At 64.6% G+C, this 13,296-nt stretch carries 10 protein-coding genes; 1 reads left to right on the top strand and 9 read right to left on the bottom strand.

Annotated elements, in window-relative coordinates:
- Positions 1 to 13: 13 nt before the first annotated feature.
- The 9 genes from RAD10_RS03480 to rpsT form a co-directional block, all read right to left on the bottom strand.
- Positions 14 to 481: a hypothetical protein gene (locus RAD10_RS03480; protein ID WP_461616341.1), complete on the bottom strand. Its 468-nt coding sequence runs from the start codon at positions 479 to 481 to the stop codon at positions 14 to 16.
- 308 nt (positions 482 to 789) lie between these two features.
- Entirely contained in the window at positions 790 to 3,225 is a 2,436-nt protein-coding gene (gene gyrB, locus RAD10_RS03475) for a DNA topoisomerase (ATP-hydrolyzing) subunit B (protein WP_461616340.1), read from the bottom strand.
- A gap of 341 nt (positions 3,226 to 3,566) precedes the next feature.
- Positions 3,567 to 5,723: a hypothetical protein gene (locus RAD10_RS03470; protein ID WP_461616339.1), complete on the bottom strand. Its 2,157-nt coding sequence runs from the start codon at positions 5,721 to 5,723 to the stop codon at positions 3,567 to 3,569.
- Positions 5,724 to 5,880: 157 nt separating this feature from the next.
- Positions 5,881 to 6,624, bottom strand: a complete 744-nt coding sequence (locus RAD10_RS03465) for a hypothetical protein (protein ID WP_461616338.1) — start codon at positions 6,622 to 6,624, stop codon at positions 5,881 to 5,883.
- A 119-nt stretch (positions 6,625 to 6,743) separates the two neighbouring features.
- Positions 6,744 to 7,880 (bottom strand): DNA replication/repair protein RecF, encoded by a 1,137-nt coding sequence (gene recF, locus RAD10_RS03460; RefSeq protein ID WP_091962119.1) that lies wholly within the window; start codon positions 7,878 to 7,880, stop codon positions 6,744 to 6,746.
- 46 nt (positions 7,881 to 7,926) lie between these two features.
- A complete protein-coding gene (locus RAD10_RS03455; protein WP_461616337.1) occupies positions 7,927 to 8,214 on the bottom strand; it encodes a GIY-YIG nuclease family protein in 288 nt (95 codons plus the stop codon).
- Between the two features lie 56 nt (positions 8,215 to 8,270).
- Positions 8,271 to 9,389 carry a DNA polymerase III subunit beta gene (gene dnaN / locus RAD10_RS03450; RefSeq protein WP_018319464.1) on the bottom strand — a complete coding sequence of 373 codons (1,119 nt, stop codon included), beginning with the start codon at positions 9,387 to 9,389 and terminating at the stop codon, positions 8,271 to 8,273.
- Between the two features lie 260 nt (positions 9,390 to 9,649).
- Positions 9,650 to 11,059, bottom strand: a complete 1,410-nt coding sequence (gene dnaA, locus RAD10_RS03445) for a chromosomal replication initiator protein DnaA (RefSeq protein ID WP_461616336.1) — start codon at positions 11,057 to 11,059, stop codon at positions 9,650 to 9,652.
- A 1,240-nt stretch (positions 11,060 to 12,299) separates the two neighbouring features.
- Positions 12,300 to 12,566 carry a 30S ribosomal protein S20 gene (gene rpsT / locus RAD10_RS03440; protein WP_018319466.1) on the bottom strand — a complete coding sequence of 89 codons (267 nt, stop codon included), beginning with the start codon at positions 12,564 to 12,566 and terminating at the stop codon, positions 12,300 to 12,302.
- 377 nt (positions 12,567 to 12,943) lie between these two features.
- Here rpsT and RAD10_RS03435 point away from each other — a divergent pair, with 377 nt between their 5' ends.
- Complete coding sequence (locus RAD10_RS03435) at positions 12,944 to 13,261, top strand: hypothetical protein (RefSeq protein WP_461616335.1); 318 nt, start codon at positions 12,944 to 12,946, stop codon at positions 13,259 to 13,261.
- Positions 13,262 to 13,296 lie beyond the last annotated feature (35 nt).

The following is a 13,296-nucleotide window of genomic DNA, read 5'->3' as shown; positions in this document are numbered from 1 at the left end:
TCAGCCCGGGGGCTTAGAACAAGCCGATAATATTCCCCACCACATACAGGATCGCGATCAGGATCAGCGCGCCGATCATGACGAAGGAGATTTCGATCGCGATGGCGCCGGTGCCGAGGATGGCGGCCACGCCGGCCAGGAGGCGTTCCTCCCGGAAGATCAGCGAGAGGACCGAGAGCAGGATGGCGAGCAGGCCGAGCGCGACCGCGGTGGCGGAAGCTGTTTCCCTCCAGCTTCTCCCGGCGGATTTCTCGACCTTCGGCGCCTGATACTCCACGCCCTTCACGCGTGCGATCAGGCGATCCTTGATGCGATGTCCGGTGTCGACGATCACCTGGTCGGCCGGCGGCGGCGGAAACACCATCGGCACGACCCAACGCGGCAGCACAGCCGCTATCAGCGCCAGCACACCGACAATGCTGCCGATGATGCCGAGCCGGCGGGATGGCTGGGCGGAACTGGGTGCTGCAGAGGCGGCCATGGCGTGAGGGCTTCCCGGCCGGAATCGGCCAACGGAGTCATGCCACTTCGTCGCGATGGCTCAAGGTGAGGTTCAGGGGCGGCTTAGAGTGCAATGGGACTCGTAGCCAAGACGGCGGTGCGCTCCCTCTCCCGCTTGCGGGGGAGGGTTGGGGTGGGGGTGCTTCCGCGGTGGGATCGTCGAAATCTAGGGAGAATGTCCCCGCGAGGAGAGAGCCCCCACCCGGCGCTTCGCGCCGACCTCCCCCGCACGCGGGAGAGGTTGCAGCGAATGCGCGGCTGGCAGATCAACCCAAGATCGACAAAGCCTCAGATATCGATCGTCGCGCTGAGGGAATGTTCCTGGATGAAGTCACGGCGCGGTTCGACCACGTCGCCCATCAGCTTGGTGAAGATGTCGTCGGCCTCGTCGACCTCCTTGACCTTCACCTGCAGCAGCGAGCGCACGTCGGTATCCAGCGTCGTCTCCCAGAGCTGCTCTGGGTTCATCTCGCCGAGACCTTTGTAACGCTGCAGCGAGATGCCCTTGCGGCCGGCCTCGGTCACCGCCTCGAACAGGTCGACCGGGCCATGGACCATGTGCTCGGTATCCTTGCGCCGCAGCTTGCCGGAGCGGGCGTAGACGTCCTGCAGCTTCGTCGTGTACTCGTCGAGCTTGCGGGCTTCGGCCGACCCCAGGAACGCATCGTCGATCACAGCGGCTTCCTTGACGCCGCGCACGGTGCGCTCGAACTGGAAGCCCTGGCCTTCCACGTATTGCCCGATCCAGCCGCGCTCGACCTCCTCGGCCTGATTGTCCAACCGGCTCGCGATGTATTGTGCGGCGGCAGCGGCGTTCTCGGGATTGCCGTAGATCGACTTGTTCAGCACGCCGGTGATGGCGGCCTGCTCGATCACCTTGCGGTTATAGCGGCTGTGCAGGTTGCGCAGGATGCTGCGGACCACGCGGGCATCGTCGACCAGCGCGCGCAGATCGCGGCCGGACCGGTCGCCGCCAGTGCCTGGAATGTACACGCAGTCGTCGAGGCCGGCGTCGATCAGATAGTCTTCCAGCGCCCGCTCGTCCTTCAGATACTGCTCGGACTTGCCGCGTGAAACCTTATAGAGCGGCGGCTGGGCGATATAGAGATAGCCGCCGTCGATGATGTCGCGCATCTGCCGGTAGAAGAAGGTCAGCAGCAGCGTGCGGATGTGGGCGCCGTCGACGTCGGCGTCCGTCATCACGATGATCTTGTGATAGCGCAGCTTCTCGACCGAGAATTCGTCGCTGATGCCGGTGCCGAGCGCGGTGATCAGCGTGCCGATCTGCTCGCTCGACAGCATCTTGTCGGGGCGGACGCGTTCGACGTTGAGGATCTTGCCGCGCAGCGGCAGCACCGCCTGGAATTCGCGGTTGCGGCCCTGCTTGGCGCTGCCGCCTGCCGAGTCGCCCTCGACGATGAAGAGCTCGGATTTGGCCGGATCCTTTTCCTGGCAGTCGGCGAGCTTGCCGGGCAGCGAGGAGACCGAGAGCGGGCTCTTGCGCGTCAGCTCGCGCGCCTTTCGCGCAGCCTCGCGCGCCGCGGCGGCCTGGATCACCTTGCCGACGATCATCTTGGCTTCGCTGGGATGCTCCTCGAACCAGGCCTGGAGCGCCTCGTTGAGCACGTTCTCGACCACCGGGCGCACTTCCGAGGACACCAGCTTGTCCTTGGTCTGCGACGAGAATTTCGGATCGGGCACCTTCACCGACAGCACGGCAGTGAGGCCTTCGCGGCAATCGTCGCCGGTCAGCGCGATCTTTTCCTTTTTCGCATTGGCCTCGGCATAGCCGTTGACCTGGCGCGTCAGCGCGCCGCGGAAACCGGCGAGATGGGTGCCGCCGTCGCGCTGCGGGATGTTGTTGGTGAAGCACAGCACGTTCTCGTGGTAGCTGTCGTTCCACCACAAGGCCGCCTCGACGCCGATGCCGTTGGCTTCCGCGCGCACCATGATCGGCGCCGGCACGATCGCCTTCTTGTTGCGGTCGAGATATTTGACGAATTCCTCGACGCCGCCGGAATAGTGCATCTCCTCGCGCTTCTCGACCGCGTGACGCATGTCGGAGAGAGCGATGTTGACGCCGGAGTTGAGGAAGGCGAGCTCGCGCAGCCGGTGCTCGAGCGTGGCGAAATCATATTCGATGTTCTTGAAGGTCTCGCCCGAGGCCAGGAACGTCACCTCGGTGCCGCGCTTGCCCGGCGCATCGCCGACCATCTTCAGGGGTGCGACGGCATCGCCATGAGCGAACTCGATGTAGTGCTCCTTGTTGTCGCGCCAGATCCGCAAGCCGAGCTTGCTCGACAGCGCGTTGACGACGGAGACGCCGACGCCGTGCAGGCCGCCGGAGACCTTGTAGGAGTTCTGGTCGAACTTTCCGCCGGCATGGAGCTGGGTCATGATGACCTCTGCCGCCGATATGCCTTCGCCTTTGTGGATGTCGACGGGAATGCCGCGGCCGTCGTCGCGCACGGTGACGGAATTGTCGGCATTGAGCACGACGTCGACGCGCGTGGCGTGGCCCGCCAGCGCCTCGTCGATCGCGTTGTCGACGACCTCATAGACCATGTGGTGCAGGCCGGAGCCGTCGTCGGTGTCGCCGATATACATGCCCGGACGCTTGCGGACGGCATCGAGACCCTTGAGCACGCGGATCGATTCCGCGCCGTAATCGCTCGCGTTGGAGGGCTCGTTTTCGGCAGCGGGCTGCCGAGCAGGTTCTGTCATGAGAGGCCTTCGAGATGTCGCCCGAATCAGCGGCGCAAAAGGCGCTGATTTGCAGGCTATTTGTGCCACGAAAGAGGGCTTGCGCCTAGCGCAAAGTATCTTCCGCCAACCCTTTGACTAAATGGGGTTTTTAGGCCGGTTTTCAAGGCTTTTGAAAGCCGATTTAGAGGGCTGCAAAAAGCCCGATTCGAAGGCGTGTTTCGGGGCGTTGAATGGCGTGGTTTTGCGGGCTCGCGAAGGGTGTTCCGAGGCGCCCTCTGAGGCACCGCAGGCCATCGTCATGCCCGGGCTAACACTTGTCCCGGGCATGACGATGCAGAGAGACCAGAAGCGCAGCAGCCTCAATACATTTGCAGCGGCAGCACGTCGCCGCTCGGCCCCACCAGGAGGCCCCACGCATCACCGGCGGCAACGGTGAGGGTCTCGGTGTGGGCCGGGCGCCCGGGCATGCGCAGGGCGTACTGGTACGTGCCCGGCGGCAGGTCGAGCATCGGGCCTTTCGGCGATTGCGGACCGCCGGCGCCGGCCGCGATCTTCACCGTCTGCTTGTTGATGGTCAGCGAGGCTTCCTTCGTCCCGATATTGCCGAGCATCAGTCTGGCCTGGCCGGGCTTCGGCATGATGTCGGCCTTCACAGCGGCATCCGGATTCTTCTGCGCCAGGCTGACCGTGGTCTCGCCCTTGGCGCGGCCGAGCTTGAGCACGGCCGGGCCTTGCGGCGAGGTGAAGTCGATCTGTGCGCGTTCGGCGGACACGGTCGCGCCGTCGGCCTTTTCCTGCCAGCCGAGCTTGGAAAGCTCGGCCCGGTAGAAGGCCAGGACATCGCCGAGCGGGGCCGGGATGCTGGCTGCCAGCTCGCGGCGGAACGGCATCTCACTACCCGGCATTTTGGTGGTGGCGAGCGAGGTCGATGACCGCTGTGTCGGCACGGGGAGCTTGGATTCAGGGTCGGGCTGGAGCGGCTCGGAGGATTGGGCCTGCACTTCCGCGGTGGCCGCCGGCTTCGCGGCGGCCATCACCAGCCCCGATCCCTCGGCGCGGACATTCACCTTCGGTCCCATCTGCATCACGGTCATCGAGATCGACTTGCCGCTCTTGGAGAATTCCATCACCGCCATGTTGGGCTGGTTGATGACGGAGGGCTGCTCCTTCCAGCCGGCGGGCTTGAGCGATGCGCGATAGAACGCGGTGAGCGCCTTCACGCTCGATGTCGAGGAGAATTCCAGCCGGCCATCGTCGCCCTCGAATTTCACGCCCTCGGCGGTCTCGGGCAGCGGCACCGGCGTGTTGCTGCCCGCGAGCGCAGCGAGCGGCGCATCCGACAGGGAAGCGGCCTGCGTCTTGCGCCTGGCTTCGTCGGCGGCAATGAGCTGCTGAGCCGCCCCCAAAGCATCGCCGAGGAACCTCGCGTCCGCCTCCTTCTTCGCCTTGGCGCGGGCCGCAAGGGCGGAGTCCTTCACCTGCGCGGTCAGACTGATCATCGTGAAATCGTATTTGCGGCCGAGCCGCAGCACGCCGGTTTCCTCCGCCGATGAGACATTGATCGCGATCTCGTCGCCGGGCGCGAGCGGCGCGTTGCCGTCTTCCCGCCAGCCACGCGCGGCGAACTCGCGGTGATAGAAGGCGAGCACGGCGGGCAGCTCGGCCATCGCGGCGGCCGACATCTCGCGCTTGTTGGAGCTCGCGCTGCCAAGGCCTCTCGCCGACTTGGTCGGCTTGGGCCGCGGCAGGCCGGCCATGTCATCGTCGGCCTCGAGCTCCTGGGGCAGCGCGAACGGCGCCACCCGGATGTCGACATTGGTGCGGCCGTCGTCGCGTCGTGTCAGGGTCAGCATCACCGGCTTCTGGTAGATGTGCGTCGCGTCGCGATCGGGGTGATCGTAAAAGACGCGCACGCCGTTCGGGACGGTCTCGTGAAGATCGGCGTTCGGCCAGCGCGAGGACGTTTCAGGCGTGAGCTTGCGCCAGCCGATCGCCGCCATGTCCTTCGTGAAGAACTCCGAAGTCGCCTCGAACGCACCGGGCGCAATGCAGCCGAGATAGGGTCGGGTCTCGTCGAACACGAGATCGGTCGCGCCGTCCGGGAACGGCACGTTCGCATAGATCCGGTTCGGCGTGTAGAACACGGCGGATTGGTCGGAGCGCCCGCGCGCCTGTGTGAAGGAGACGCGCAGCCCCTGCTGTCCTTTCTTGAAGGTCAGCGCGGCACTCTTCTCGTCCAGCGGATACACATAGGGCACCCAGCCGTCGGCGCTCAGCAGCCTCTTCGTGGCGTCGGACGCGGCGGCAAGCGCGGTCGGCACAGTGTAGATGACGCGATGGGTGTCCGGGCGCGAAGTATCCTCCACCGCGCCGTCCAGCCGCGGCAGCGTATGGACGTCGACGAAGCTTTCGTCTGCCGCGTCCGCGGGATACGACGTGCTCGCCATCGCGAGAACGCCGCAGGCAAGCAGCAGCCATCTTGCCGGGACTTGCGCCCCAAGCGGGATCATCCGCATCGTCAAACTCCTGGGTGTTGCGCGGGCCGTCGCCCTGCGCATGGGCAGGCTGCGACACCTCGGCGCGCGGCCTCAGACGAGAAGTCGCGATGGGAACCGGAGAGGTTCAACGGACGGCGTACGAGCGGCGTCACGGGCCTGATCAGGCAGGCATGGCTCAATACAGCTGGAGCGGGGGCCAGGCGTCGCCGTCGCGCCCGATCGTGAGCTCCCAGGTATCGCCGGCGGCAAGGGTGAGGACGTTCGTGGTGGCTGAATGGTCCGGTACGGTCAGCTCGTAGGAATACTTGCCGGGCGCCAGATCCAGCGATACCGCATTGGCGCCGGCGGCGCGCTTGACGGTTCGTGCGTTGATCGTGAGCGCGGCGTTCCTCCCGCTGATATTGCTGAACACCAGTTTGGCCTGGCCGGGTTCGGGCATGATATTGGCCCGGGTCGCCGCATCGGCGTTCTTCTGCACGAGATGGATCGAGGTGCTGCTGTCCTTGCGGGCGAGCTGCAGTGCGGCCGGCCCCAGCGGGGAGGCGAAAGCGAGTTGGGCGTGATCGGTTGCGATCACCGCGCCATCGGGCTGTTCCTGCCAGCCAAGCTTTCCGAGTTCCGTGCGATAGAAGCTGAGGACGTCGCCGAGCTCGGCGGGCACGGTGGTTTCGAGCCTGGTGCGGAGCGGGGCTTCGACGCCGGGCATCACGGTGGTGTGGGTGCCTCGATAGAGGTAGCGGGTCGGCGCGGGCAGCCGCGCATCGGGATCCGGCGTAAGCGCGATTGAGAACAGTGGCGACAAATTCGATACCCAGGCGCCGGCGCTTGCTGCGAGCAGGCAGCTCGCGAACAGGGCGAGGCCGCACGCAAGAAGTTGCCATCGCGCAGGAGCTGTTGCCCCATGCCTTACCGTCGTCATGCCTATGCTCCAAACATCGCGCGCGTGAAAAATACTGCGCGATTGCACAACGGCGACACCGTCGGCGCCGCTTCAGACAGCTAGTCGCTGATGGAACAGAGCGGGTTCAACCCGGAGGCCTAGCGTCGCGACGAGACCTGTCCGCTCTCGACGTCGAAGACTTCGCCTCCAGCGCCGATCTCGGCGAAGGCGGCCGGGTCCGCGCCGGTCAACCACACCTGCGCGCCGAGCTTGCGCAGCTCGTCGAACAGCGCGGCGCGCCTGCTAGGATCGAGATGGGCGACGACCTCGTCGAGCAGCAGCAGCGGCACGATGCCGGTCATCTCGGCGACCAGGCTCGCATGCGCCAGCACCAGCCCGATCAGCAGCGCCTTCTGCTCGCCTGTGGACGCATCACGCGCGGGCATGCTTTTCGGCGCATAGATCACCTGGAGATCGGTGAGATGCGGACCGTCGGTGGTGCGGCCGGCGATGGCATCGCGCGGACGGTTGTCGCGCAGGATCTGGCGGTAGCGATCCTCGACGGATGTCGCCGTCTCGGTCAGCAGCGCGTTCTCCATCCAGCCGTCGAGCGCGATCTGCGCCGAGGGAAAGGCGGAGGCCTGCGCGCGCGCATTGAGCATGCCGGTGAGCCTTGCCGCGGTCTGGCCGCGCGTTGCCGCGACCGCGACCGCAAGCTCCGCGGTCTCGCGCTCGATCGCGTCACACCAATGGTCGTCGTAATTGCGGGTTTCGAGCAGGCGGTTGCGCGAGCGCAAGGAGCGTTCCAGCGCGTTGATGCGGCTGGAATGCTCGTTGTCGATGGCCAGCACCAGGCGGTCGAAGAAGCGCCGCCGCTCCGAGCCAGCGCCCATGAACAACCCGTCCATCGCCGGCGTCAGCCACACCATGCGGATATGGTCGCCAAAGGCCGTCGCGGACCCTACCGGCTCGCGGTCGATGCGGCAGCGCCGGCTCACCGCGCTGTCAGGCCGCGGCGCATCGATGCCGGTCCCGAGCGTGGCCAGCCCCAGCGCGCCCTCGACCTGCGCCGAGACGGCCCAGGACCCGTCGCCCTGGTTGTCAGCGACGTCTTCCAGCGTCGCCCGCCGCAAGCCGCGCCCGGGCGAGAGAAACGAGATCGCCTCGATGCAATTGGTCTTGCCCGCCCCGTTCGGCCCGACCAGCGCCACCATGTCAGCCGCCGTCTCGAGCCCCGCCGCCCGATAATTGCGAAAATGCGTAAGCGTCAGGCGATGAATGCGGGAGGGGGTCATGTCACTCTGTCATTGCCGGGCTTAACCCGGCAATCCATCGCCCGCTTCAGCGGGCAATTTCATCATATAGGTCTTGCCACGCGGGATTGCCCTTCACGATCAAATCGATCTTCCACTCGCGCGACCAGTGTTTCATGTTCTTTTCGCGCTGAAGGGCAGCGGCGATCGTGTCATGGGCCTCGAAATAGACCAGAGTCTTCACCCCGTAACGTTTGATGAAGCCATCGGCCAGACCTTCGCGATGTTCGTAGACGCGCCGGACCAGATTGTTCGTGACGCCGATGTAGAGCGTTCCACCGGGCTTGCTAGTGAGGATATACACCCAATAGGTCATCTTGTTCGATGGATGGCCGGGTCAAGCCCGGCCATGACGAGAAGAGAGAAATCGTCTCACACCCGCATCGGCATCAGCACATACAGCGCGCTCTTGTCGTCGCGGTCTTGCACCAGGGTGGGCGAGCCGGGATCGGCGAGTCTGAGCGTTGCGACGTCGCCTTCGATCTGGGCGGCGATGTCGAGCAAATAGCGGGAGTTGAAGCCGATATCGAGGGCGTCGGAGGCGTATTCGACCTCGAGCTCTTCGGTCGCGCTGCCGGAATCCGGATTGGTCACTGACAGCACCAGCTTGCCCGGCGACAGCGACAGCTTCACCGCCCGGCCGCGCTCGCTCGAGATCGTCGAGACGCGGTCGACCGCGTTCTCGAAGTCCTTCTTGTCGACGACGAGCTCCTTGTCGTTGCCTTGCGGAATGACGCGGCCGTAATCGGGGAAGGTGCCATCGATCAGTTTCGAGGTCAGCACGACGTTACCGATCGTGAAGCGGATTTTTGCCTGCGACAGCTCGATCGTCATCTCGGCGTCGGTGTCCTCGATCAGGCGCTGCACCTCGCCGACGGTCTTGCGCGGCACGATCACGCCGGGCATGCCCTCGGCGCCTTTGGGCTGCACCAAATCGAGCTGGGCGAGGCGGTGGCCGTCGGTGGCGACGCCGCGCAAGGTCGCAGCCTTGGGCGTGCCCGCGGCGTGCAAGTAGATGCCGTTGAGATAATAGCGGGTCTCCTCGGTGGAGATCGCGAACTGGGTGCGGTCGATCAGCCGCTTGACGTCCTTGGCGGCGAGCGAGAAGGAGTGCGACATGTCGCCGGCGGCCAGATCCGGGAAATCATTCTCTGGCAGGGTCTGCAGCGTGAAGCGCGAGCGGCCGGCGCGGATCGCCAGCACGGCGCGGTCGCCGTCGGCCTCCAGCACGATCTGCGAGCCGTCCGGCAGCTTGCGCACGATGTCGTAGAACATGTGCGCCGGCACGGTGGTGGAGCCTGCGGTCGCGGTTTCCGCCGGCAGCGTCTCCGTCACCTCGAGGTCGAGGTCGGTCGCCTTCAGCGACAATTTGGCGTTCTCGGCCCGGACCAGCACGTTGCCGAGGATCGGAATCGTGTTGCGGCGCTCGACCACGCGGTGGACGTGGCCCAGTGACTTCAGGAGTTGCGCGCGTTCGACCGTAACCTTCATTGCACTACTCGCCCGATCCCCAAAATGAAGAAGCCGGGCGGTCGAAAAGCCCCGCCGCGGCACCGATGACCCCGGCAGGTCAGGGCCATCCAACCGATATGACCAAAGCCGCCAGGGTCGCGCAAGGTGGCTCGGATGGCCCCCGGATTCAAGGGATCGGGGGCCAGTTCCGCACGATTCCCACGATTTACCGCCCAAACGAAAACCGCCGCCCAGGCATGGCCGGGGCGGCGGGGGAATGGCAGGAGCGCCTTAGGCGTTTATTCCTGAAGCTGGCGCTTCAGCGACTCCACTTCCTCGGACAGTGCGGTGTCCTTGGAGACCAGGGCCTCGATTTTGCGCACGGCGTGCAGCACCGTGGTGTGGTCGCGCCCGCCGAAGCGGCGGCCGATCTCGGGGAGCGAGCGCAAGGTCAGCGTCTTGGCGAGATACATCGCCACCTGGCGCGGGCGCACCACGTTGGCGGTGCGGCGCGAGGAGAGCAGGTCGGAGCGGCTGACATTATACTGCCGCGCCACCACGCGCTGGATGTCCTCGATCTTGATCCGCTTCGGCTCCTGCGGCCGGACCAGGTCGCGCACCTCGTGCTCGGCCATCTCCAGCGTCACCGGCCGGTTGTTGAGCTTCGAATGCGCCAGCAGGCGGTTGATCGCGCCTTCGAGGTCGCGGCCGTTATGGGTGATGGTGCGCGCCAGATAATGCAGCACCTCCTCCGGCACCTCGAAGGTCGCATGATGGGCGCGGGCCGCGGCGACGCGCGACTTGAGGATGCCGTGGCGCAGCTCTTCGCCGAGCGAGCCCATCTCGACCACGAGGCCGCCGGCGAGCCGCGAGCGGACGCGGTCGTCGAGGCTTTCGAGATCGGACGGCGGACGGTCGGCCGCGATCACGACCTGGCGGCCGGCATCGATCAGCGCGTTCAGCGTGTGACAGAACTCGGCCTGGGTCGACTTGCCCTGCAGGAACTGCAGATCGTCGATCACCAGCACGTCGATGCCGCGCAGCGCTTCCTTGAAGGCCAGCGCCGTCTGCGTCTTCAGCGCGGCGACGAAGCCGTACATGAATTTTTCTGCCGTCAGGTACAGCACCTTACGCTCGTTGCCGGAATTGCCGGCCCAGGTCACCGCCTGGAGCAGATGCGTCTTGCCGAGGCCGACGCCGGCATGGATGTAGAGCGGGTTGAACATCACGGGGTCGCCGCGGCGACCTTCTGCGACCTGGCGCGCGGCCGCATGCGCCAGCGTGTTGGAACGGCCGACGACGAAGCTCGCGAAGGTCAGGCGCGGATCGAGCGGCGAGCCGCCGAGCGCATCATGATTGGCCGACACCGGCGCGGTCGCGGTCGAGCGCAGCTCCGGCGTGGGCGTGCGTCGCGTCTCGACCGGCGCGGGGGCTTCCTTCGGCTGTATCACCGGGCGCACGGCCGAACGCACCGTGAGGTCGATGCGATGCACTTCCGGCATCTCGGCCTGCCAGCACGACAGCACGCGCTCGGCATAATGAGCCTGAATCCAGCTCTTCAGGAACCGGGTCGGCACCGAGAGCCGCACGCTCTCCTCCTGCACGCCTTCCAGATCCATGCGCGCAAACCAGCTCGTGTAAACGTCTTCGCCAACGCTCGAGCGCAGCCGACCCTTCACGCGTGACCAGCGATCCTGTTCCATTGTCATCGTCAGAAAACTTCTCTTGAGAGATAAGGTTGCGTGGTGAGCGCCAAGCAGGGTTTCCTGTCATGGCGCGACCTCAAGCGAGTCCATCGTCAGGCATAGCTCGACCGTTCGGCGCAAACGCCGCGGTCAGATCAGCGATGTCGGAGATGGAGAGTTCGCGAGGTCAGCGCGTACTCGACGCGCCCTCGCATGTGGGAGGCTGAACGCAGGACGGATCGGAGACGGCATCGTTGAACGATGGAACTTGTGTCAATACCGCGTTGAATCCGTAGGACATGATACCTCCCCGTCCTGCCGTGATCGCTCACGACAAGGTCCTGCTTCTGAAGACGCCCGCGACGAAAATCGCTGATGCCCCTGCCCGTCTGCACTGCTCGTCCGCTCGGCTTCGCCATCGCTCGTGTCGGGGTAACTTTGCGATGTCCGTGCGCCTCGCGAGATCGGGATACGCAATATCCCGCTTGGAGACATTCAGACAAAGAGATACCATTCCCATATTGCTATGGGTTTTTAATCCGACATTCGCTTTTTGAAGCGTCGCCTACGTGCACACCGCCGCCGATTTGCACGCTCGCCCCGTTTCCTAAACCGCGCTGGTCTGAAGATCGTGGGCGCCGCTGACGACTTAAGGAATACACTATGCGGAAAGACTCGCAACGAAATTGATTCACACTTGAGGCGTCAAAAAACTTGACCTCGGTTAACGACGCGCGCGAGTTGTTCACAGGCTCGGAAGCAAGTTTTTGGATTCGTGCACAGAATCGAGAATGCCGGGCATCATGTGACAATTCTCCGTCACTGCTAAAAAAATTTTTACAAATTCGTCATGCGCCGGACGTGTCGGCGAATTTTCCAAATGCTTGCGGTCGCTATGTCGATAAGTGATTAGCGAGACATCGCTTTTTGAGTCTCGTTTCACAGGGTAACTCCACAGCCACGCGCGTTCCGGTGAATCTACGGTGTGCAGAACTCCTGCGTGCGGGAATTCATCTTAGCCCCGCAGCACAGGGGTTTTTGCAACGCGGTGAAAGTTTCCACTGTTGCAAAACATCGGCAGGTAGAACTACGGAACGAAGAATAGCGCAGGCGGTGCAAACCTTCCGATCAAAGATCGACTGTGGCGTGACCGGTTGCGTGAATATGACGGGCAACAAAAAAGCCCGGCGCGATGCCGGGCTGTTTGACGCGTGCGATGTTCGATCGGATCGGCCGACCGATTGGTTCGCCGTTACCTGGCTCGTTACTTGGCGAGCTTGGCGATCTGCGCGGTGAGGCGCGAGACTTTGCGGCTGGCGTTGTTCTTGTGAATGATGTTGCGCTGGGCGGCGCGCATCAAGGCGGGCTCGGCATTCGCCAGCGCCTTCACGGCAGCGGCGCGGTCGCCGGTCGCGATGGCTTCTTCGACGTTACGCACGGCACCGCGCATCTGGGTGCGGCGCGACTTGTTGACGGCGGTGCGGCGGGCGATCTTGCGCGTCGCTTTCTTGGCGGAAGTGGTATTGGCCATGGTCTCAATATCCTTTGCGGGTACCGGTCGCGTCTTGGTCGGGTAGCGCCGGCTTGCTTGACCGCGGAATCGACGCTCGGATTTAGGGTGTTCGGTTGCTGGGCTGTCCCCGGAACATGAGGCCGCAAAGAGCTCAAAGCTCAAGGAGCCTGCAACTGCTCAAAGAACAGCGGCGGCAGGATTGCGCCCGCCGCCAGTTGGCGCCCTTATAGAGAGGGTCTTCGGCACCGTCAACGCTTTCCAGGCTGGAAAAGCGGCCCCCGGGGCCCTGCAGGGCGTCGTAACGCCCTGAAGAGGTTGAATTTCTGCCGTCTCCCGGCTATTGGCTGGCGGCGTTTTGTCGGCTCCTCCGATCGGACGACCATATAAGGTGAGGCATGATCCGCGGTTTTTTCCGACTGATTGGGCTGTTGCTGCTCGCTGGCGGGTTCATCTTCATGGTCTATGACGGCGCCCGCTGGGTGGCCGACCAGACCCTCAAATTCACCCGGTTCGGCCAGTTCTGGAACGACATCCATCAGGCCAGCCAATCGGCATTCCGCACCTGGGTCGAGGCCAAGGCGCCCTGGCTCTGGACCTCGGTGATCCGCCTGCTGCTGGATCAGCCGGTGTTCGCCGTCCTCGGCATTCTCGGCATCCTGCTGATGATCCTGTTCCGGCCGCGGAAACCGCTGATCGGCTATTCCCGGGATTGAACTTCAATTCCCGCCGGGATTGAACTTCGATTCCC

The organism is Bradyrhizobium sp. 23AC (assembly GCF_054863025.1).
The sequence above is the reverse complement of the archived record's forward strand: the minus strand, read 5'-3'. Positions and strand labels throughout refer to the sequence as shown.

Coding starts and splice junctions, on each gene's coding strand:
- gyrB (WP_461616340.1), bottom strand. CDS start 3,225: ATGACAGAACCTGCTCGGCAGCCCGCTGCCGAAAACGAGCCCTCCAAC.
- RAD10_RS03480 (WP_461616341.1), bottom strand. CDS start 481: ATGGCCGCCTCTGCAGCACCCAGTTCCGCCCAGCCATCCCGCCGGCTC.
- RAD10_RS03465 (WP_461616338.1), bottom strand. CDS start 6,624: ATGACGACGGTAAGGCATGGGGCAACAGCTCCTGCGCGATGGCAACTT.
- dnaN (WP_018319464.1), bottom strand. CDS start 9,389: ATGAAGGTTACGGTCGAACGCGCGCAACTCCTGAAGTCACTGGGCCAC.
- rpsT (WP_018319466.1), bottom strand. CDS start 12,566: ATGGCCAATACCACTTCCGCCAAGAAAGCGACGCGCAAGATCGCCCGC.
- RAD10_RS03470 (WP_461616339.1), bottom strand. CDS start 5,723: ATGCGGATGATCCCGCTTGGGGCGCAAGTCCCGGCAAGATGGCTGCTG.
- dnaA (WP_461616336.1), bottom strand. CDS start 11,059: ATGACAATGGAACAGGATCGCTGGTCACGCGTGAAGGGTCGGCTGCGC.
- recF (WP_091962119.1), bottom strand. CDS start 7,880: ATGACCCCCTCCCGCATTCATCGCCTGACGCTTACGCATTTTCGCAAT.
- RAD10_RS03455 (WP_461616337.1), bottom strand. CDS start 8,214: ATGACCTATTGGGTGTATATCCTCACTAGCAAGCCCGGTGGAACGCTC.
- RAD10_RS03435 (WP_461616335.1), top strand. CDS start 12,944: ATGATCCGCGGTTTTTTCCGACTGATTGGGCTGTTGCTGCTCGCTGGC.